Below are 18,013 nucleotides of genomic sequence, written 5' to 3'. Positions count from 1 at the left end.
TGTTTGATGAAAGATCCTGAAAAGGTCGTTGAATACGTACTGACAACGCAGCGCGATATTCCTGCTGTTCTGAATAAGGTCAGGCGCCAGATGGAGCTAGGGCTAAAAGATGGCCCGCTCGTTGTCCATATAGGCCGTCAAGTTGTTGATGGGTGCCGTTCTGGTGACCATAAAGACCACCAGCAGATTAAGGAAGTTTTAGAGCGCATAGCGGCTGAGGCAAACAATGGCAGCTAAACAGAAGGCATTCAGAAGCCCTAAGTATCTAAAGTGGGTTAAGTCTCTTCCTTGCTGCATGTGTTTCGGTAATGCGGACGATCCTCACCATATAAAAGGTGTCGGCCACCTTAGTGGGGGATCAATGACAGCTCCCGACAACTTCGTTATGCCTATGTGTCGAAATTGCCATGCTGAAATGCACCGAAATCCTGAGCTATGGCCCGACCAATGGGAATATGTCGCCCGTACCTTAGCGCAAGCAATTAGTGAAGGGGTGGAGGTATGAGCAAGAGAGAGCTGAAGGGTTTTAACATTACAGCGAGCGCAGCAGATTTTAATAAATCGATCAAAGCGGTGGCTTGCGCTTTTCAAGCATTAAAAGCGTCAATGGAGGTTGAAATACTCCCTGTTTCAGATGGTCGCCAGCGATGCAAAGCACCAGGACACTCGACGAGGTTAGCAACTCACTATACCGAGCATGGGCATTTCTGCCCCGAGTGCGTCCATAGGATTAAGCATCAACACCAATACGGCGGTCCGGCAATTATTCGGGAGATACAGCATTGAAAGAATTCATTATTGGTATTGATCCTGATTTAGAAAAAAGCGGTGTAGCAACTGTCTTGGATAACAAGATAGTTGCGCTCGATGCTATGTCATTCTTTGAGTTGATAACTTTCATTAACGAGCATATTAGAGTGGCTAGATTTGTTGTTGAAGATGTAGAGCACGACAAAGCCACGTACTACCGTCCTGGAACAACGCAAGCCGGCATGAGGAAGATTGCTCAGAACGTTGGTCAGGTTAAAGCTATTGGGCGCTTATTGGCTAATTACCTACGTGATAGTGATGCTGATTACATCTTGGTTAAGCCCCTAAAAGGTCACTTAAAGCGGGCTAAAAAGGATTCAGAATTCTTTAACCAATTAACGGGCTGGGTTGGTCGCACTAATGAAGATAAGCGCGATGCTGGGTTGCTGGCTCTGTATGGAGAGCCTCCAAGGAAGCTTGGCAGATGAAAGAAAAATCAAAACCTTTAGCCGTTGTTATCCCTGATCTAATCCGTTGTGATAACCCTGCATGTCATGGGGGCGTTATTAGCGGTTTGTTTGGCAGCAAAAACCCTTGTTATAAATGTAATGGTTCTGGTCTACTGGATAAAAACACAGTAGAGGCGGTTGATCCTGTTTTAATGGTCTACGCGCTAACGGAGCAGATAAAACAGCTACAGATAAAGATTAAAGCGTTAGAAGCAAACCAGAAGCCCGCGCCAGAGTTTAACCCTCATGCGGGCGCTTCAAAAAGGCATGGCGGTACATACAGGGGCGATTGATGGACAGCAAAGTAACAAATGTAGTTGATCGATATTTATCTGTAGTGCTGGTGGATGATCTTAATAAGGATGCTGGATGGAGACGTTCACACCAAATTGATCAGCTAATTGCTTATAAAGGCGACTTGCCGCGCTGTACTGGCGGCATTGGTGAGCATGACGATCAGATGATTAATCAAGTCTCGATGATGTTTGATCGAATTGTGAGCCCGTATAGCCAATGGTGCACTAAAGCAATGGAGCTACTCCAAAAGCAGAACAGCAAGCGCCATGATTGCCTAGTAGCTGATGTGTATTACTCTAAGCGTCCAAATATAGAGACTGGATCTGATTTTCACTCACAAGCAGAGATAGCCGCTATGGTTGGCTTAAGTCGTGCGGCGTACCAGGACAACGTATATAAGGGTGCTCAATACGTTAGAGACTTGGTTGATTTGCGGAATATTGAGGCCGCGTGAAACTTTATTTTGATTAATTGATATAGTGCCTTGATTAATCAAGGCAGAAAGAGTACCGTATTTTGTATTGTGGGACGGTTGCGAAAGCACTCCCTTATATTGTTTGTACACTGATTTTAGAGCCTCGCTTATGCGGGGCTTTTTTGTGCGCGTTGATAATTATGGATAGGGATATGAACCAGCATTCTACCGAGCAGATCGTTATTACAGGGAGTAGTTACTTCACGAAAGGCTCGGGGTTGGTTGCAGTTGCTGGCGGCGCATCGCAGAAATCAGCAAATGACTCGGCTGATGTTGCTAAAGGCATAGCAGAGAATGGCGTTGATGTAATTCAAAAAGCCGCCGATAGTGGTGTTGATGTAATGTCATTTGCTGATATGGGTGTTGTGTTTGGCATGATGGGCGTTGTGCTTGGCTTGATAGTGAATTCGTATGCGCTGGCGCGCCGCGATAAGCGTGAGAAGGAATTACACGCAATCAGGGTGAATACGCTTAAAACACATGGCAACTTGCCGAGCGAATATCATGAACCAGAATAGATTTGCTGTGTCGGCTTTAACGATAAGCGCTTTGGGGTTTGTCAGCATTACGGGCTACGAAGGATACCGAGAGAAAGCGTATATACCCGTTGTTGGCGATGTGCCCACGATAGGATTTGGCACAACCGAAGGTGTGAAAGCTGGCGACACCATAACGCCAGAGCGGGCACTTGCTAGAGCTCTTCATGATGTAACCAGATTCGAGGGCGCATTGCGCTCTTGTGTAAAGGTTCCGCTCCATCAGTATGAATACGACGCTTATATATCCCTCGCTTATAACATTGGTAGTAGTGCGTTCTGTAGATCAACTCTAGTTCGTAAGCTGAATGCGGGTGAATACTCGGCAGCATGTGAGCAAATCAAGCGATGGTCGTACTTCAAGGGGCGAAAGCTTAAAGGGTTAATCAAGCGGCGGAATTCTGAATATAAGCAGTGCATAGGAAATTAAGACGGGGTGAGTCATGGCAGCGTATAAAGCCGATTATCTATTGTTCGGAAGAACGACTGTTGAGAAGCGCTATTCTTGCCCTCACTGCTTCCGGTATGTGTTGAGGTATGACTTTGTTGATGAGTCCACTTTCACTGCCACCGTCACCGTTGAAGATAGACCGGCTGCTGATGATGGTAGTCGCACTATGTATGTGTGCATTGCTCTCTCTCAAAAGCCAGGTAACGGACACCTCACGCGAATGATTGCTGATACTCGTCAGTACTTTAAAGACGAGGGTTATACGCACGCTGAATATGTGATTGATAAAGAACAGCACCGGACAGAGTTATGACTGCTGATAATCGCTATCGTAGCCGTAAGTTCTGGCTGGCTGCCACTGCTGATTTGGTTTCTCATATCGCATTGTTTGCTGGGAAGTTAGACGGTGGAACATGGGTGGCAGCTCAAGCATTGATTCTTGCCATGTATAACGGCGCTAATGTTGGTGAGCTCTATGTTAGTAATGATAAGTAGGTTTCTAGCATCAAAGGTAGTGACTGTTGTGTTAGTGCTGATGATGGGTGGTGGTGCTTGGTTCATCTATTCAGAGCTGCAAGCCAAGGCCGTTATCGAGAAAGAACTTAAGGATATCAAAGACAACCAAGCGGTTGTTAATACTGCTGATCATGGCTTAGTGCAGGTTGAGGCAGCACTTAAACGTAATGCAGAACAGATCAAAGCGGCGGTACGGCATGCGACCAATACAAACACTAATGATCTTACTGATGAGTCTATCAGTATCATCCTGTGCTCTAACGGATTGGCTCACCCCTCGGCGTGTAGTGATCCCTGATCGATACCTAGCCGACTGCCACCAACCATTAGCAATGGGATTCAGTAAGCAGTTATTACTTGAGTGGGGATTAGACCAGCATGAAGCGAGTGATCTTTGTAATGCTCGTCTTCTATGTGCTCGGGAGATTAATAGCGGACGAATTAAAGACTGCAAAGTTAAGGAGTGAAAGCATGCCGCCACGGACGCCGAAAGCATGCAGGCTGCAAGGATGCCGCCACACCACACAGCATAAGCATGGCTACTGTGATGAACACGCGCACAAGGCAGAGCGCAAGGCATGGTCCAACTCAGGCAAAGGAAGAGGCGGCAGGCCTTGGCGACGTAAGCGCGACATAGTTAAAGCTAATGCTGATGGGTTGTGTGTCTTGTGTCGGTTGAAGGGAATTGTTTCGACAGGTTCTATCTGTGATCACATCGTGCCAGAGGCCGAAGGCGGCAGCTCAGACATGAGCAACCTTCAATGGTTGTGTGAGCCTTGCCACAACGAGAAAACCGCTAAGGAATCAAAGCGTGGAGTATCACGCACACCCACAAGGGGAGGGGCGGGGTAAATCTCTACAACCTACGCACACGGACACCGTCCCCCTTAGTCAATTTTTTACGTGTCTAGAATATAAATTTAAAACTGGGGAATTCAAATGGCTGGCGTCGCTGGAAAATCGGGCGCGAAGAAAAAGCCGAACGAGCAAAAATTATTATCTGGTAGTAGGAATGCGAACCCGGACGCAGTTGTTTTTGATCTCGTCGTAAATATTGATCCGCCCTGGTGGATGCAGGAAGAAGGCCGCGAACTTGCTCGCGAGATGTGGGAAAGGTTATGTCCTCATTTATGTAGTCAGAAAATATTAGCCGCTACCGATCTGCATAACCTTGAAATCTTTTGCTCTGCATACCAGACCTTTCGGGATGCAGATGCTCTTGCCTTAAAAGATGGAATTGTTGTAACGGGCGCCACAGGTGGTCCGATAAAAAACCCAGCGCTAACCGCAAAAAATGAAGCGATTCGACAAATTGACTCAATCGGGTCATCTCTTGGATTGTCTCCCGCAGCGCGCGGTCGCTTGATGGGCTCCACTGGTGGCAATAAGAAAGGGAATGCATTCGAGGAATTTTAATTAATGGCCAGCTATCCAAACGTCAATGCGGCCAATAAATACGCGCGCGATGTTGTAGCCGGTCGCATCCTAGTTTGTCGATACATTCAATTAGCATGCAAAAGACACCTTGACGATTTAAAAGAGTCAGAAAAGCGCTCTTATAAATACAAATTTGATAAGGCCGCAGGCGAGAGAGCTTGTCGATTTGTTCAAAAACTACCGCACACAAAAGGAAAGTGGGCACGGTCTAGGTTAAGTATAAAGCTTGAGCCTTGGCAGTTATTTCAATTCGCTTGTGTGTTCGGCTGGAAGATAAAGAAATCAGGATTTAGACGGTTTAGAGAGGCTTATTCAGAGATACCACGAAAGAACGGGAAGTCAGTAGTTGGGGCAGGTTCTGGTATCTATATGTTCGCTGCAGATGGAGAGGCTGGGGCCGAAGTTTACTCGGGTGCCACAACAGAAAAGCAAGCTTGGGAGGTGTTTCGCCCCGCGCGGTTAATGTGTACCAGAACGCCCGATCTGGTAGAGCGTTTTAGCATTGAGGTTAATGCTAAAAATATGAACATTGCTTCTGATGATTCGCGTTTTGAACCTCTGATTGGTGATCCTGGCGACGGTAGTTCGCCACACTTCGCCATAGTTGATGAGTATCACGAACATACTGACGACAAGCTATACGAAACAATGATTACCGGCATGGGTGCGCGGGAACAGCCTTTAATATGGGCGATAACGACAGCGGGCACTGATATCGCTGGACCTTGCTATGAGCATCGTCGCCGTGTGATTGAAATGCTAGAAGGCATAACGTTAGACGATGAGCTGTTTGGTGTTATCTATACCGTAGACAAAGAGGATGATTGGACTTCTGAAGCTGCTTTGCGCAAAGCTAACCCCAATATGGGTATCTCAGTTTTTGCAGAGTACCTTCTAGCCCGTCAAGAGAAAGCGATCAAAAACCCGCGTATGGCAAACGCGTTCAAAACAAAGCATTTAAACATATGGGTATCCAGTAAAAGCGCTTTCTTCAACATGGAAGAGTGGGCGAAGTGCGAAGATAAAACACTCACTGCTGAACAATTCAAAGGTGAAGACAGTTATTTAGGCGCCGATTTAGCCCGCAAGCTAGATATGAACTCGGTCCCGCGTGTGTTTGTACGCGATATTGATGGAAAGCTTCACTACTACTGTATAGCGCCTCGCTTCTTTGTTCCTTATGACACTGCCTTTGATACTGATAACCAGCGTATGGCCGACCGTTTTCAGGGTTGGTTTAACGAAAATCTGTTGATATTGACGGATGGCGCAGAGATTGATTACCGCGAAATACTTCATGAATGCCTTGGAATGCGCGAGCTCGCACCTATCCGAGCAATCGGTATCGACCCCGCTGGTGCAACTAGCTTATCTCATCATTTGCTTGATGAAGGACTAGAGCCGGTCACGATCACGCAGAACTTCACAAACATGTCAGACCCAATGAAAGAGCTTGAAGCCGCGATTAAAACCGGGCGCTTCCATCATGACGGCAACCCCATCATGACCTGGTGTATTTCTAACACCGTAGGCGCTCATGTTCGTGGCAATGACGACATAGTAAGACCTGTTAAAGAAGGCAATGACAACAAGATTGATGGAGCCGTTGCTTTAATCATGGCGATAGGTCGAGCGATGCTTGATCAGAACACGCCGCATGAAGATGACATTTCAGACCACCTTGAAACACACGGAATCAGGACTTTATAAATGGGCTTATTTTCTTGGTTTAGCCGTAAATCATCGGTAGAAATCATAGATACACCGGACAAGCTCGCCGCTGTTGTTGGCTATGGCCACGACACCTATACAGGTCGGGCCGTTTCAAGTAGTCAGGCGATGCAATTAACCACTGTTTTCGCGTGCGTTCGTGTGCTATCTGAATCAATGGGGATGCTTCCTTGTAAACTATTTGAACAAACAGACCGAATCCGTAAGCCTGCGACAAAGCACAAACTTTATTCACTGCTAACTATAGCGCCTAATGACTACATGACAGCCCAAGAGTTTTGGGAATTGCTTATGGTGTGCTTATGCTTACGTGGCAATTTTTACGCTTATAAAGTCAAAGTGATGGGTGAAGTGGTCGAGCTATTACCCATTGATCCGGGGGCGGTTACTCCAACGCTCGATACTGATTATGAGCCTAGTTACCAAGTTAAGTTTAAAAATGGCACTACTGAAACGCTAACACAAGATGATATTTGGCATGTTCGAGGATTAACGCTGGATGGGCTAACCGGATTAAATCCAGTGGCCTATGCGCGGGAAGCAATAGCGCTAGGGTTAGCGACAGAAGAGCATGGCGCCAGAATGTTCAAAAATGGCGCAACCCCAACAGGGATATTGAAAACAGCCGAATCTTTATCAGATACCGCATTTAATCGCTTAAAAGAACAATTCCAAGAAAACCATCAAGGCATGGCCAACAGTCATAAGCCAATGATTCTTGAAATGGGTTTGGACTGGAAGCCGATCAGTCTAAATGCCGAAGATTCGCAGTTCCTTGAAACCCGAAAATTTCAACGTGATGAAATATGCGCAATCTATCGAGTGCCGCCGCACCTTGTAGCCAACCTTGAAAAAGCATCTTTCAACAATATTGAAGAGCTTGGTTTGAGCTTTGTGAATTATGGGCTTGTTTCATACATGACCCGCATTGAAAGCCGTATAAATGTTGGATTACTTAAGCCCTCAGACCGTGGCCGGTATTACGCAAAGTTTAATGCGGCTGCTTTGTTACGCGGCAACCTAAAAGCGCGCTATGAATCATACGGCCAAGGTATTAACTGGGGAATCTTAAGCCCGAATGATTGCCGTGAACTGGAAGACATGAACCCGCGTGAAGGCGGCGACCACTACTTAACACCTCTTAACATGACCACAAACCCGGAGAGCAATAACAATGCTGACAAAGAAACGGCTTGATGTTGCCCTAAACATCAAGAGCGTAAGCGATACAGGCGAGTTTGAAGGTTATGGCTCTGTATTCGGTGTTAAAGATAGCCAGATGGATATCGTGGTACGCGGTGCATTTGAGAAAAGCTTAGCTGCCTGGAAAGAAAAAGGCCGCATGCCTGCACTGCTCTGGCAGCACAACATGAATGAGCCAATTGGTATTTATACCGAAATGAAAGAAGACGAAACCGGCTTGTATGTTAAAGGCCGGTTGCTGGTGGATGATGACCCATTAGCTAAGCGTGCACACGCCCACATGAAAGCGGGCTCTCTGTCAGGCATGTCTATCGGTTATATGCTGAATGATTACGACTACGACAGTGAAAAAGACGCCTTCATATTGAAAGAGCTCGATCTATGGGAGGTGTCGCTAGTTACTTTTCCATCTAACGATGAAGCCCGAATTTCTAACGTAAAAACCGCATTGGATCACGGAACAATTCCGCGTCCCAGTGAGATAGAGAGAACCCTGCGAGAGGTTGGGTTTTCACGTTCGCAAGCCAAAGGCTTTATGGCTCATGGCTTTAGTGCTCTCGATCTGCGAGAGGCAGAAACAGATAAAGCACTGCAATCCCTTAAAACAATTTCCAACCTCTTTACGGAGCAATAAATATGTCAGTTGAATTAAAAGATATTGAACAAGTCGCCGCCGAATTCAAAGGCAAGTTCGATGAATTTAAAGAAAAAAACGATAAGCGTTTTGATGCTATCGACGCAGAAAAAGGCAAGTTGGCAGAGCAGGTTGACGGGCTTAACGGCAAGCTGTCTGATCTGGATGAATACAAAACCGCGCTAGAAAAAGAATTGGCAGGCTTAAAGCGTCCAGGTGCAACGGGCGTGTCTAAAGAAGTGGAAGCGCACAAAACCGCATTCACTCAGTTCATGCGAAAAGGCAGTGATGATGGTCTTCTTGAGTTACAACAAAAAGCGCTGAATATCACAGCTGATGCAGATGGCGGTTTTGCTGTTCCTGAAGATCTAGACCGTACAATTATTGAGCTGATGCGCAATGAGTCGCCTATGCGACAAGTATGCAACACCATTACCATTTCAACAGCAGACCATAAAAAATTAGTGAACTTGGGGGGTGTAGGTTCTGGATGGGTAGGCGAAGAAGCTGCGCGACCTGCTACTGGCACACCAACACTGGCTCAGATCATCGCTACAATGGGTGAGATTTACGCTAACCCACAAGCCACACAAACGTCATTGGATGATGTGTTCTTTAATGTAGAGGCTTGGCTTAATGGTGAAGTAGCAATGGATTTTGCAGAAAAGGAAGGCTCTGCATTTCTTTTGGGTGATGGCACCAATAAGCCAAAAGGGATCTTGGCTCACACATTGACACTCACGGCTGATAATGTTCGCGCTTTCGGGCAGATTCAGAAAATTCATTCCGGCACATCAGGCGACTTTGATGGTGACGACCTGTTAAGCCTGATCTACGGATTGAAAAAAGGCTATCGCAACGGTTCTCAGTTCATGATGGCAGGTACGACATTGCATAAAGCCCGCACATTAAAAGATGCGCAGGGTAACTACTTGTGGGCGCCTGGCTTACAAGCCGATGAACCTTCGTCTTTACTTGGCTATTCAATCGCTGAAAACGACGATATGCCAGTGGTTGCCGCAGATGCAAACTCCATGATGTTCGGGCATTACAAGCGTGCTTACACCATTGTTGATCGAATCGGGACTCGAATCCTTCGTGACCCATACACCAACAAGCCTTATGTAGGCTTTTATACAACAAAACGAGTAGGCGGCATGCTGACCGACTCTAACGCGGTTAAAGTCCTGACTTTATCTGCATAAGAAGTAGTTTAATTAGTTAAATATAAGGCTCCTTCGGGAGCCTTTTTATTGGAGTAAATAAAATGCCTAAAGTAATCATTGCTGAAAAAGAGTTTCTACATTCAGAAGATGGCAACACTGTTACTGAATACGAAGCAGGCGAGCAGCTAGTAAGCGACCGCTGTGCTGAAGTTGCAATTAAGCAGCTTAAGGTAGCGAAGGAAAGCAAAACAAAGCCCGCAGATTTTATTGCCGCGCAAGAAAAGCAGGCCGCTGAACAGGCAGAATAACCATGCCAATCATTACCCTAGAACCTGCAACCACTGAGCCGGTATTGCTCGAAGAAGTGCGAGCTCAATGCCGTATCGATAGCGATATAACCGACGAAGACGCGTTATTGCAGGGGCTAATATCAACCGCGCGTGAGTATTGTGAAAAACATACAGGGCGTCACTTTGCTGCTAAAACACTGCATTACATCGGTAATTGGTGTGCTGGCAAGATTGAATTATCACCAAACCTTAAAACCGTTAGCTTTATTCAGTACCGCGACCATGACAACGAACAACAATCGTTTCCAGATACAGAATACTACGTTGATTCAGCCTCGCTGATGGGCGCAGTTATCCCGTTCAGTACTTGGCCTAGCACCTACCCGGCACACCCGCAGCCGGTCACTATCGAATTTGAAGTGGGTGACACCGACGAAAGCGGCAATTCATCATGCCCTTATGGGGTGAAGCAGGCCATTTTATTGCTGGTGGCTCATTGGTACGAAAACAGAAGTGCAGTTGCCTTTAGTGGCACCAGTAAAGAAGTTGAGTATTCCGTTTCTGCATTACTAGCACCCCACAGAGTTTTAAATGTATGAAGCGATTACATGCCGGGAAGCTAAACCAGCGCATAACGCTTTATAAGCCGGTCACAGGAAAAACCGCTTCAGGCGCACCCATTACTCATAAATTTGAAAAAGTAGGGGTAATGTGGGCGGCTGTTGAGTTGGTAGGTATTGCCGAAGACAACAGCGGCGAAAAAAATCAGGCGACAGGGAAGCACCTCATTACTTTTCGTTGGCGGCCGGTTGGCAAGAACTGGATATGCATTTGGCGTGATCAGATTTATAGAGTGATTGGCGTTGATGATACCGACCCACAAAAACGGCAAAAGCAGCTAACAGCAGAAACTGAAAACGCTGTTACAGAAATGTGGATCAACGAAAACACTCTGGTAGATGGCGCTATTACACAACTGAACTAAGTCGTGAATGAGGGTTAGTAATTATGATGAATGAGAGCTGGGAAATAACCGGCCTAGACGATCTTGAGCGGCAGCTCACTGCACTAGGTGGTAAAGACGGACTAACAGCCTTGCGCCGTGCGTCTCGTGCTGCCATGAAGCCAGTAAAAGAGCAGATGATAGCGAATGCTCCCTTTGATGATGACTCTCAAGCTGAGCATATGCGCGATAAAATCAGCATGACCACCAAAAAGACCGACAAACGCAAAGCCGGTAAAAATAATGCATTAGCGGTGCGGGTTGGTCCAACAAAAAAACACAGTCAAAAAGCTATAGCGGCAGAGTATGGTACCGAGAATCAAGAAGCCATCCCGTTTATGCGCCCCGCGCTTTACGATCAGCGTCACCGAGTCGTTGACGGTATGCGTACTAAATTAGCAGTTGAGATAGAACGCATCGTTAGGAAAAACGCCCAATGAGCATAGAGCAAGGGTTGCTCGTGTGGCTTCAGGCTGAACTCAGTCTTGATGCGTATTGGCTAGAGCGTCCGGAGGGAGTAAAGCGCTGCTGTGTTTATCGCTGTATTAGCCCCGGTACCATCAGCGGTAATCTAAAAAGCCCAGGTATAAAAGCCGATACGTATTCAATTACGGTTTACCACGACGACCCCGAAAAAGGCCGAATTGCTGCTGACATTATCAGAACAAAATTAAATGACTTCAACGGTGATTTAGGCAGCTATCCAGTCCAGCACATACAGCCAACAGGTGGCTTTGATCAGATACTCAATACAGAGGCCGGCATCAAAGTTTATCAGTTTAACCGTGACCTACTTATTAACCACTAAGGATAAATATCATGTCCGTTGCAGATCCTAGCACCTATGCAAAACTCCCCGCAGGGACGCGCACCCTCTGGGGGCCACTTGGTACACCAACCGTTGATCTAAAGCTTTTAAAGGATGCCAACGCGGTGGGTGCCACTGGTAAAAAAGGCGGCTTTGTTGAAGCCGATCGCCTGATTGATACTGAAAAAAAATACATCGCAGATATGAAAGACGGTGAAGACAAAGAGTTCGTCTTTCTGGACGACCCTACTGATGCTGATTTAAATGCATTTCTAGCAGCTGCAGAAGCAGAGCAAACAGTTATCGTGCGTATTGAGTTCCCTAATGGGCGTTTTGCAAATATGGATGTAGCTCTTAACGGTTGGTCTACCCAAGAGCTCGATAAAGGCAAGCCGATGATGTTGGTTGTCTCTGGAAAGCAGAACGCAATTTCCCGCGGCATGGTTTAGTCGCCTTTTACTAACATTTGGAATAGATCATGAAAACAAAATCATTAAAAGAAAGAGTACTAAACCCCGCTAAGTTGGCCCCTCATACGGTTTCTATTTTGGGTGATTCCTATCAAGTTGCACGTTTGTCAGCTGCTAAAGTGAATGCGGTTAATGGGGATCTACAAGGGAAAAAAGACCCTGATGAGTTGGCTAAAACTACAACTCAATTCATTCTTGATTCGATCATTGATGAAGACGGAGTTTCATTATCGAAAAGCATTGCATTAGAAGAGTTTCACCAGGTTTATGATCATTGCTCTATTCAAGAAGCATATACAAAAATAATGCAGGTTAATTTTGGTAATGTAGAAGGTATCGAAGAAGCAAAAAAAGACTAACCAGCACTCCAGCCTTAAGCTTTTGTTTTGAGCTGGGCGAAATGCTGGGCTTAGCCGATCCGCGCGATATCTATCATGCAGATGCAGAACTCCTCGCCTTATGGCGTGCTTATTTCAATCTGAAAAACAAACCACAAACCCCCATCGAAAACACCAATGATATCGATTCGCAGGTCGCTGCCTGTGAGCGTATTTTAGGGTAATAACGCGCAGGTATTTAAATGTCAGATATAGCAAAGCTAACGGTTGCGCTATATGCCAACTCTGCGCAGTTTGTTAGTGAACTGCAAAAATCACAGCGTAAATCTAATGAATGGAAGCGTGAAGTTTCAGCAGCCTATAACACGGTTAAAACAGCCGGAGCTGTAGCGGCAGCGGCAACCGTTGCAAGCCTTACCCTCATCTATAAGCAGCAATCAAAACTCATTGATCAAACCGCAAAGTTTGCCGACCGAATTGGCATTAGCACAGAGTCATTGAGCCAGTTTCGCTATGCGGCAGAATTAACGGGCGTAGGGCAAAAGTCACTTGATAACTCTCTTCAAGCAATGGTTCGTCGTCTTGCTGAAGCTGAGCAAGGAACGGGGGAGGCTGCAAAATCTCTTAGGCAGCTAGGGCTTGATGCTGAAGAGTTAGGACGGCTAACACCAGATGAGCAGCTCTATGTATTAGCTGATGCGTTCAAAGGCGTAGAGAGCCAATCAGAGCGCGTAAGAATTGCATTTAATCTGTTCGGGCGCGAAGGCGTAAGCATGGTTAACATGCTCGCTGGTGGCGCAGATGGTTTGCGCGCTATGGCAAAAGAGGCCGACGATCTAGGGCTTTCATTGTCGCGTGTCGATGCCGCCAAGGTTGAGATAGCTAACGATGCTTTTTTGCGGGCGACCAAGGCTAGCACCGCATTTGAGCAACAGATTACAACACAACTCGCGCCGGTTATCGCTGGCCTCTCTGATGAGTTTGTCAGAATGGCGAAAGAACACGGCGGCATGAGTAAAGTTGTGACTGATGGTATTTACTCAACAGCCAAAGGGGTTAGCTATGTTGGTGATGCTTATAGAGGCTGGACATTCATTTTAAAATCAGTAGAGGTTGCGTGGCTGCAATTAAAGCTCGTAGGAATGGAAGCCATGAACGCAATGGTGCGTGCCGCTTATGATTTCGGCACGTACATTGTTCAATATATGGTTTGGCCGACACTAAAAGCACTGGATGCTATGGGGCTTGTAAATGACTCAGCTAAAGAGATGGCCGACAGTTTACGTGAACTAACCACGATCAGTGGCCCGCCAATATTCAACCTAGAAGACACCTATCAAACGCGTAGCGAACTAAAGCGATCAGTAGATGAGTTTAGAGCGCTACTCTCTGAGCCTTTGCCCTCTGACAACATTGAAAATTGGTATCAAGAAAACAAAGCGCGAGTCGAAGCGTTAGCGCAGGATATGGCCAGCAGCGTTAACCGAAATTCAGCCTCAGCAGGAGCATTAACCCCTGAAGGCAAGCCAGCAAAAGAAGGCCCAACCGAGCAAGAAAAAGCACTAGAGCGCCACCGCTTAGAAATGGATCGAATCCGGCAGGGGTTTTTAGAAAAAGACCAGCTAGAGTATGAGCAATGGCAGGAGCGACAAAGCAAGCTAGCTGATTGGTTCCTTGCTGAATACGAGGCGTCAAAAAGTAATAAGGCTCAAATGGCTGCGTTAGAAGGTCAGTATCTAACGCTAAGCCAAAACAACCATAAAAAATACCAAGACAATATTAATAAGATTGAGTCAGCTCGAATGCAGACGCGGTATAAAGCCGCTTCTAGCATGTTCGGGTCAATGGCTGATCTCGCTAAAACATTTGGTGGCGAGCAAACCGGCGCATATAAAGCACTATTCGCTGTTAGCAAAGCTTTCTCTATTGCTGAATCAATCATGGCGATTCAAACCGGCGTAGCTAAAGCGGCCGCGCTGGGGTGGCCTGCTGGTATCCCTGCAATGGCGAGCGTGCTATCTGCAACATCAGGCATTATTTCAACAATTCAAGGCACAGCCATGCCGACTTATCACACAGGCGGTATGGCGGGTTATGGCTCAGATAACTTCAGTGACTCTTTAAAAAGAAACGAAGTCCCCGCGATATTAGAACGCGACGAAGAAATACTTCCAACCTACGACCCACGCCATCGCAGCAACCTACGGAAAAGTAGGGGGGCTGGTGGCGGTTTTGTCTGGACTGGCAACATCATCATGAACAACAACGGCGAACCAGTGAGAGCAGAGGCCAGCATGGACGATGAAGGCAATCTTCAAATGTGGTTAGAGCGCGCAGATGAATTTATTGCTCAAGGCTTTATTGAAGGAACGGGCCAAACCTCACAAGCAAACGATGCTGTTAATGGCAGTGGTCGCGCTAACACTGCAATTAGATAGGGTAAAAAATGGATATAACCGATTTAGAACCCTGGCCGCTTGAGCAGTTAGATTACCCTCTAAAGCGCGGCTACAGCTACGCGGTGCGAGACAATCGAGAAATGTCGAGCATGTATTCTGGCCCTGGTATCTCGCGCCTAATATCACGCTTTACCATTACCGATTATCAAGCCTCATTGCTGTTCTCGAAGGGCGAGGAGCTCTATTTCAGGTGGTGGATAGCTAATAAGCTAAACCACGGCAATGACTACTTTGCTATGCCGTTATTAACCGGCGCAGGAATTAATACCGTTGCAGCAATGTTTAGCAAAAAGGGTATAGGCGCAAGTGTCTTAGACGGTAATAGATACCGAATTAGCATTAAGCTCACGTCGTTTGCTCTTCCAGCGGAATTGCTAACAGAAGCAGAAGCGCTTAGTTTGCTATCAAGTGAGGTAGTTGCGGTTAATTCTGCACCAGTAGCAAGCAATATATCTAAAAGCGTTGATCAGGATGGTTCTGTTGTTATTGCTATTGTAGCAACTGACTACGACGGTTCTATTGACTACACAGCTACCGCCATTACTGCTGGCCCGAATCACGGCACGGTTTCTGTTCATCCTGTAACGGGCGCAGCCACTTATATTCCTACTACCAATTATTACGGGCCTGATGAGTTCAGATATACCGTTGCTGATAATAATGGTGCCGTCTCGAATGAGGGCATTGTATTGATCGCGGTTAATGAGCTGGGCGCGCCGGTTTATGATGTCGTTGGTGTTGTTGGCGAAACACTGATTGGCGGTATTGAGATCGATGCGGTAGGTGTGGTGGGTGAGACGATCATTGGCGGTATTGAGATCGATGCAGTGGGTGTTGTAGGTGAAACGATTTACGGCGGTATGAGTCCGCCGCCGCTCCCTGAGAGTTTTGAATTTTACCCTGACAGAGATGGTTCTGGTGTCGTGACTGCTGACAGCTTGCAGTCGTTACCTGTTAGGTCTGAATCTTCATTGGCAATGCACAAAATAGTCGGGCTTGACCCTGTTGCGCAGATCGATGCGGCTATTACCGCTACAGGTTTTAATTTAGCTACTCAGACGTTTGGTAACAGTGGTAGCAGTTCGCGCAACACATTTACTGCTTATGCAGGTCAGGTTTACGATCCTGTTTCTAAAATTGCATACAGAGCATGGCCGGGTGGTCATGCAGAGTCATCCCTCAATCATGTTGATAAGTTCGACGTTAACAAACTTGAATACGGGTTAGTTGCAGCGCCATCGAATCCAGATGCGCCTGGTCTTGAATGGTCGCAACCTTATCGCGATGTAGGTAAGGCGCGTCCGGGTGATCCATTTAATGGAGTGCCTGCGGATAGCGGGTCTTTTACGCCCTACGTTAGCGGTGCTACTGAAACCATTGATGGTTTTACGCAATACACGCGGGAGTATTACTTGCCCGACGGTCATCCGACATCAAGCCATCATTATGCAGGGACATTATTTCACGACAATAAATTGATCACTGTTCGAAACGTGCATTCGATGTATGACATAGATGCAGATTTGTTTACTGTTTCTGACTGGTCAGATGAAGATGGATACCTACGACCAGATATTAATCATTTCATGTTTGGGTATAACGGTGCGTTCTACGGCGTTATGAACAAGAAATATGATTCATATGGCTTCTACAAAGTGCCCGATCCTACGCAGCCGGTTGCCGTTCATATGCCGGGTGCTCCTTCTGGGGTTTACTTTAATGCAGAGCATTTGCTTGTCCAGCTTGATGAGCTTCGGATTTGCGCAATAAACAGCACGCATAAATTCGCAATTTTCAACATGAGTACTGAGACATGGGGGCCGGCGATTGATATGTCCGGAGATCTTCCGTCTTATGACTCAGTTCAAGAGTTACAGGTGGGAATCTCTATTCCTGAATGGGGCGCGGCTGGCAAGGTTCTGCGACAGTTTACTTATAGCTCAATGAGAGGTGACTGGTATTTATTAGACTTGGATACTGGTGTGCAAACCGCCGTGACATTTGGCGGGTATGACGCAAGCGCCCCTTGGTTAACATCAAACAAAGCATTCAGAGTGTCTGTTGGCGGTATTGAAGCAATTTTATACGTTAACGTAACGCCAGAAGGGCTATCGGAAGTTTATATAATGAGGATTGCATAATGTTGGATATGCTCATAGCGCCTAATAATACGTCGTTAGGGGCTTTGTCTGGTTGGACAAAGTGGATTGGCGCAAGTGATATTGTTATTAATAGCCAAAACGAGGCGCGTTCAGACGGCGGTATTGTAAAGTATTTGAATGATGTAGACCTCGGTTCGGGTGGTGTTGATGTATCTGTCCCGTTTCGCAATACCCTTGCTAATAATGGCATTGGCGGAGTCTTAATACATTCAGATCCCAGCAACCCATCTGATGGTTACTTTGCATATTATAGCGGTGGCACGTTGTCGCTATACAAAAGTGTATCTAATGTTTCAACGCTGTTGGGGTCTTCTCCGCTTTCTGTTCCTGCTCAAATTGTTGGCGAAGAAGACTATTTACGTTATACAGAAGATGGCGCCGGGAACCATGAAGTGTTCTTTGCGGGCGAATCCAAAATAACCGCAGTGGATACAACTTATACCAGCGGTCAAGTCGGTATTCGTTTAGATAATGCGGATTTTCGCGTTGCCTCTTTTGAAGCAATTCCCTTTGCTGGCGCTGGGGATACAGTAAAGCCTGTTATCACGCTAAACGCTCCCGCTATTGTTACGCTTGAGATTGGCGATACATACACGCAGGCGCCGGCAACAGCTACGGATAATGTTGATGGTAGTATTACGGTTGATGTGGGTGGTGATACGGTCGTTACAACAGGTGTAAATTCGTTCACAGCCACGTTTGACGCCACTGATGCAGCCGGTAATGTGGCCACACAAGTAACACAAACGATTAATGTTATCGAGCCCATCTCTGCTGA

General features: G+C 46.5%; 29 protein-coding genes. All 29 read left to right on the top strand.

The genetic code is table 11. The features are described 5' to 3' along the window. Nucleotides 1-6: 6 nt before the first annotated feature. Entirely contained in the window at nt 7-237 is a 231-nt protein-coding gene (locus G511_RS0120465) for a hypothetical protein (RefSeq protein WP_028471309.1), read from the top strand. Next, nucleotides 227-505: a DUF968 domain-containing protein gene (locus G511_RS23560; RefSeq protein ID WP_051222302.1), complete on the top strand. Its 279-nt coding sequence runs from the start codon at nt 227-229 to the stop codon at nt 503-505. The genes G511_RS0120465 and G511_RS23560 overlap by 11 nt, the downstream gene beginning before the upstream one ends. Continuing rightward, a complete protein-coding gene (locus G511_RS0120455) occupies nt 502-786 on the top strand; it encodes a hypothetical protein (protein WP_028471308.1) in 285 nt (94 codons plus the stop codon). Before G511_RS23560 ends, G511_RS0120455 begins: the two co-directional genes overlap by 4 nt. After that, on the top strand, nt 783-1,238 hold the full coding sequence (locus G511_RS0120450) for a RuvC family protein (RefSeq protein ID WP_028471307.1): 456 nt from the start codon (nt 783-785) through the stop codon (nt 1,236-1,238). Before G511_RS0120455 ends, G511_RS0120450 begins: the two co-directional genes overlap by 4 nt. Then, the gene (locus tag G511_RS0120445) at nt 1,235-1,552 is read left to right on the top strand and encodes a hypothetical protein (RefSeq protein WP_028471306.1); all 318 of its coding nucleotides are present in this window, start codon (nt 1,235-1,237) and stop codon (nt 1,550-1,552) included. The genes G511_RS0120450 and G511_RS0120445 overlap by 4 nt, the downstream gene beginning before the upstream one ends. Continuing rightward, entirely contained in the window at nt 1,552-2,010 is a 459-nt protein-coding gene (locus G511_RS0120440) for a hypothetical protein (protein WP_028471305.1), read from the top strand. Before G511_RS0120445 ends, G511_RS0120440 begins: the two co-directional genes overlap by 1 nt. A 173-nt stretch (nt 2,011-2,183) precedes the next feature. Then, nucleotides 2,184-2,549, top strand: a complete 366-nt coding sequence (locus G511_RS0120435) for a hypothetical protein (protein WP_028471304.1) — start codon at nt 2,184-2,186, stop codon at nt 2,547-2,549. Continuing rightward, nucleotides 2,536-2,997, top strand: coding sequence for a lysozyme (locus tag G511_RS0120430; protein WP_028471303.1), 462 nt, complete (start codon nt 2,536-2,538; stop codon nt 2,995-2,997). Before G511_RS0120435 ends, G511_RS0120430 begins: the two co-directional genes overlap by 14 nt. 13 nt (nt 2,998-3,010) lie before the next feature. Beyond that, nucleotides 3,011-3,331 carry a hypothetical protein gene (locus G511_RS0120425; protein WP_028471302.1) on the top strand — a complete coding sequence of 107 codons (321 nt, stop codon included), beginning with the start codon at nt 3,011-3,013 and terminating at the stop codon, nt 3,329-3,331. Continuing rightward, a complete protein-coding gene (locus tag G511_RS0120420) occupies nt 3,328-3,513 on the top strand; it encodes a hypothetical protein (protein WP_028471301.1) in 186 nt (61 codons plus the stop codon). The genes G511_RS0120425 and G511_RS0120420 overlap by 4 nt, the downstream gene beginning before the upstream one ends. Then, the gene (locus G511_RS0120415) at nt 3,494-3,832 is read left to right on the top strand and encodes a hypothetical protein (protein WP_028471300.1); all 339 of its coding nucleotides are present in this window, start codon (nt 3,494-3,496) and stop codon (nt 3,830-3,832) included. Before G511_RS0120420 ends, G511_RS0120415 begins: the two co-directional genes overlap by 20 nt. Beyond that, nucleotides 3,822-4,001, top strand: a complete 180-nt coding sequence (locus G511_RS24595; protein ID WP_169565812.1) for a hypothetical protein — start codon at nt 3,822-3,824, stop codon at nt 3,999-4,001. Before G511_RS0120415 ends, G511_RS24595 begins: the two co-directional genes overlap by 11 nt. Before the next feature lie 4 nt (nt 4,002-4,005). Beyond that, nucleotides 4,006-4,386, top strand: a complete 381-nt coding sequence (locus G511_RS0120410) for an HNH endonuclease (protein WP_028471299.1) — start codon at nt 4,006-4,008, stop codon at nt 4,384-4,386. Nucleotides 4,387-4,473: 87 nt separating this feature from the next. Then, entirely contained in the window at nt 4,474-4,950 is a 477-nt protein-coding gene (locus tag G511_RS0120405; RefSeq protein WP_028471298.1) for a phage terminase small subunit P27 family, read from the top strand. Nucleotides 4,951-4,953: 3 nt separating this feature from the next. Then, on the top strand, nt 4,954-6,681 hold the full coding sequence (locus G511_RS0120400; RefSeq protein WP_028471297.1) for a terminase large subunit: 1,728 nt from the start codon (nt 4,954-4,956) through the stop codon (nt 6,679-6,681). Beyond that, entirely contained in the window at nt 6,682-7,899 is a 1,218-nt protein-coding gene (locus tag G511_RS0120395) for a phage portal protein (RefSeq protein ID WP_028471296.1), read from the top strand. It abuts the gene before it with no gap. Next, a complete protein-coding gene (locus G511_RS0120390; RefSeq protein ID WP_028471295.1) occupies nt 7,877-8,539 on the top strand; it encodes an HK97 family phage prohead protease in 663 nt (220 codons plus the stop codon). The genes G511_RS0120395 and G511_RS0120390 overlap by 23 nt, the downstream gene beginning before the upstream one ends. A 2-nt stretch (nt 8,540-8,541) precedes the next feature. Next, nucleotides 8,542-9,744, top strand: a complete 1,203-nt coding sequence (locus G511_RS0120385) for a phage major capsid protein (protein ID WP_028471294.1) — start codon at nt 8,542-8,544, stop codon at nt 9,742-9,744. 62 nt (nt 9,745-9,806) lie between these two features. After that, nucleotides 9,807-10,013 carry a hypothetical protein gene (locus G511_RS0120380; RefSeq protein WP_028471293.1) on the top strand — a complete coding sequence of 69 codons (207 nt, stop codon included), beginning with the start codon at nt 9,807-9,809 and terminating at the stop codon, nt 10,011-10,013. A gap of 2 nt (nt 10,014-10,015) precedes the next feature. Then, on the top strand, nt 10,016-10,594 hold the full coding sequence (locus G511_RS24055; RefSeq protein WP_028471292.1) for a head-tail connector protein: 579 nt from the start codon (nt 10,016-10,018) through the stop codon (nt 10,592-10,594). Next, nucleotides 10,591-10,980, top strand: a complete 390-nt coding sequence (locus G511_RS0120370) for a head-tail adaptor protein (protein WP_028471291.1) — start codon at nt 10,591-10,593, stop codon at nt 10,978-10,980. The genes G511_RS24055 and G511_RS0120370 overlap by 4 nt, the downstream gene beginning before the upstream one ends. Before the next feature lie 23 nt (nt 10,981-11,003). Beyond that, nucleotides 11,004-11,438, top strand: coding sequence for an HK97-gp10 family putative phage morphogenesis protein (locus G511_RS0120365; protein ID WP_051222298.1), 435 nt, complete (start codon nt 11,004-11,006; stop codon nt 11,436-11,438). Next, nucleotides 11,435-11,806, top strand: a complete 372-nt coding sequence (locus G511_RS0120360; RefSeq protein WP_028471289.1) for a tudor domain-containing protein — start codon at nt 11,435-11,437, stop codon at nt 11,804-11,806. The genes G511_RS0120365 and G511_RS0120360 overlap by 4 nt, the downstream gene beginning before the upstream one ends. A gap of 11 nt (nt 11,807-11,817) precedes the next feature. Further along, nucleotides 11,818-12,255: a hypothetical protein gene (locus tag G511_RS0120355; RefSeq protein ID WP_028471288.1), complete on the top strand. Its 438-nt coding sequence runs from the start codon at nt 11,818-11,820 to the stop codon at nt 12,253-12,255. A gap of 29 nt (nt 12,256-12,284) precedes the next feature. Next, complete coding sequence (locus tag G511_RS0120350; RefSeq protein WP_028471287.1) at nt 12,285-12,635, top strand: hypothetical protein; 351 nt, start codon at nt 12,285-12,287, stop codon at nt 12,633-12,635. Between the two features lie 41 nt (nt 12,636-12,676). Then, entirely contained in the window at nt 12,677-12,838 is a 162-nt protein-coding gene (locus G511_RS24455; protein ID WP_156905270.1) for a hypothetical protein, read from the top strand. Between the two features lie 18 nt (nt 12,839-12,856). Then, nucleotides 12,857-15,052, top strand: coding sequence for a hypothetical protein (locus G511_RS0120340; RefSeq protein ID WP_028471286.1), 2,196 nt, complete (start codon nt 12,857-12,859; stop codon nt 15,050-15,052). Between the two features lie 8 nt (nt 15,053-15,060). After that, on the top strand, nt 15,061-17,214 hold the full coding sequence (locus G511_RS0120335; protein WP_028471285.1) for an Ig-like domain-containing protein: 2,154 nt from the start codon (nt 15,061-15,063) through the stop codon (nt 17,212-17,214). After that, nucleotides 17,214-18,013 (top strand): immunoglobulin-like domain-containing protein (locus G511_RS23550; protein ID WP_036552598.1); only part of this gene is annotated, 800 nt, incomplete at its 3' end. The genes G511_RS0120335 and G511_RS23550, both read left to right, overlap by 1 nt.

Source organism: Neptunomonas japonica DSM 18939 (genome assembly GCF_000422765.1).
In the GTDB taxonomy this organism is placed as follows: domain Bacteria; phylum Pseudomonadota; class Gammaproteobacteria; order Pseudomonadales; family Balneatricaceae; genus Neptunomonas; species Neptunomonas japonica.
This window is presented reverse-complemented; position numbering and strand designations above follow the sequence as displayed.

What these genes read in the sequence shown, in the direction of transcription:
- G511_RS0120410 (WP_028471299.1), top strand. Translation starts at nt 4,006, where the DNA reads ATGCCGCCACGGACGCCGAAAGCATGCAGGCTGCAAGGATGCCGCCAC.
- G511_RS0120355 (WP_028471288.1), top strand. Translation starts at nt 11,818, where the DNA reads ATGTCCGTTGCAGATCCTAGCACCTATGCAAAACTCCCCGCAGGGACG.
- G511_RS0120430 (WP_028471303.1), top strand. Translation starts at nt 2,536, where the DNA reads ATGAACCAGAATAGATTTGCTGTGTCGGCTTTAACGATAAGCGCTTTG.
- G511_RS0120445 (WP_028471306.1), top strand. Translation starts at nt 1,235, where the DNA reads ATGAAAGAAAAATCAAAACCTTTAGCCGTTGTTATCCCTGATCTAATC.
- G511_RS24055 (WP_028471292.1), top strand. Translation starts at nt 10,016, where the DNA reads ATGCCAATCATTACCCTAGAACCTGCAACCACTGAGCCGGTATTGCTC.
- G511_RS0120440 (WP_028471305.1), top strand. Translation starts at nt 1,552, where the DNA reads ATGGACAGCAAAGTAACAAATGTAGTTGATCGATATTTATCTGTAGTG.
- G511_RS0120350 (WP_028471287.1), top strand. Translation starts at nt 12,285, where the DNA reads ATGAAAACAAAATCATTAAAAGAAAGAGTACTAAACCCCGCTAAGTTG.
- G511_RS0120435 (WP_028471304.1), top strand. Translation starts at nt 2,184, where the DNA reads ATGAACCAGCATTCTACCGAGCAGATCGTTATTACAGGGAGTAGTTAC.
- G511_RS0120340 (WP_028471286.1), top strand. Translation starts at nt 12,857, where the DNA reads ATGTCAGATATAGCAAAGCTAACGGTTGCGCTATATGCCAACTCTGCG.
- G511_RS0120335 (WP_028471285.1), top strand. Translation starts at nt 15,061, where the DNA reads ATGGATATAACCGATTTAGAACCCTGGCCGCTTGAGCAGTTAGATTAC.
- G511_RS0120400 (WP_028471297.1), top strand. Translation starts at nt 4,954, where the DNA reads ATGGCCAGCTATCCAAACGTCAATGCGGCCAATAAATACGCGCGCGAT.
- G511_RS24455 (WP_156905270.1), top strand. Translation starts at nt 12,677, where the DNA reads ATGCTGGGCTTAGCCGATCCGCGCGATATCTATCATGCAGATGCAGAA.
- G511_RS0120420 (WP_028471301.1), top strand. Translation starts at nt 3,328, where the DNA reads ATGACTGCTGATAATCGCTATCGTAGCCGTAAGTTCTGGCTGGCTGCC.
- G511_RS0120390 (WP_028471295.1), top strand. Translation starts at nt 7,877, where the DNA reads ATGCTGACAAAGAAACGGCTTGATGTTGCCCTAAACATCAAGAGCGTA.
- G511_RS0120465 (WP_028471309.1), top strand. Translation starts at nt 7, where the DNA reads ATGAAAGATCCTGAAAAGGTCGTTGAATACGTACTGACAACGCAGCGC.
- G511_RS23560 (WP_051222302.1), top strand. Translation starts at nt 227, where the DNA reads ATGGCAGCTAAACAGAAGGCATTCAGAAGCCCTAAGTATCTAAAGTGG.
- G511_RS0120370 (WP_028471291.1), top strand. Translation starts at nt 10,591, where the DNA reads ATGAAGCGATTACATGCCGGGAAGCTAAACCAGCGCATAACGCTTTAT.
- G511_RS0120425 (WP_028471302.1), top strand. Translation starts at nt 3,011, where the DNA reads ATGGCAGCGTATAAAGCCGATTATCTATTGTTCGGAAGAACGACTGTT.
- G511_RS0120455 (WP_028471308.1), top strand. Translation starts at nt 502, where the DNA reads ATGAGCAAGAGAGAGCTGAAGGGTTTTAACATTACAGCGAGCGCAGCA.
- G511_RS0120360 (WP_028471289.1), top strand. Translation starts at nt 11,435, where the DNA reads ATGAGCATAGAGCAAGGGTTGCTCGTGTGGCTTCAGGCTGAACTCAGT.
- G511_RS0120405 (WP_028471298.1), top strand. Translation starts at nt 4,474, where the DNA reads ATGGCTGGCGTCGCTGGAAAATCGGGCGCGAAGAAAAAGCCGAACGAG.
- G511_RS0120395 (WP_028471296.1), top strand. Translation starts at nt 6,682, where the DNA reads ATGGGCTTATTTTCTTGGTTTAGCCGTAAATCATCGGTAGAAATCATA.
- G511_RS0120385 (WP_028471294.1), top strand. Translation starts at nt 8,542, where the DNA reads ATGTCAGTTGAATTAAAAGATATTGAACAAGTCGCCGCCGAATTCAAA.
- G511_RS0120380 (WP_028471293.1), top strand. Translation starts at nt 9,807, where the DNA reads ATGCCTAAAGTAATCATTGCTGAAAAAGAGTTTCTACATTCAGAAGAT.
- G511_RS0120415 (WP_028471300.1), top strand. Translation starts at nt 3,494, where the DNA reads ATGTTAGTAATGATAAGTAGGTTTCTAGCATCAAAGGTAGTGACTGTT.
- G511_RS0120365 (WP_051222298.1), top strand. Translation starts at nt 11,004, where the DNA reads ATGATGAATGAGAGCTGGGAAATAACCGGCCTAGACGATCTTGAGCGG.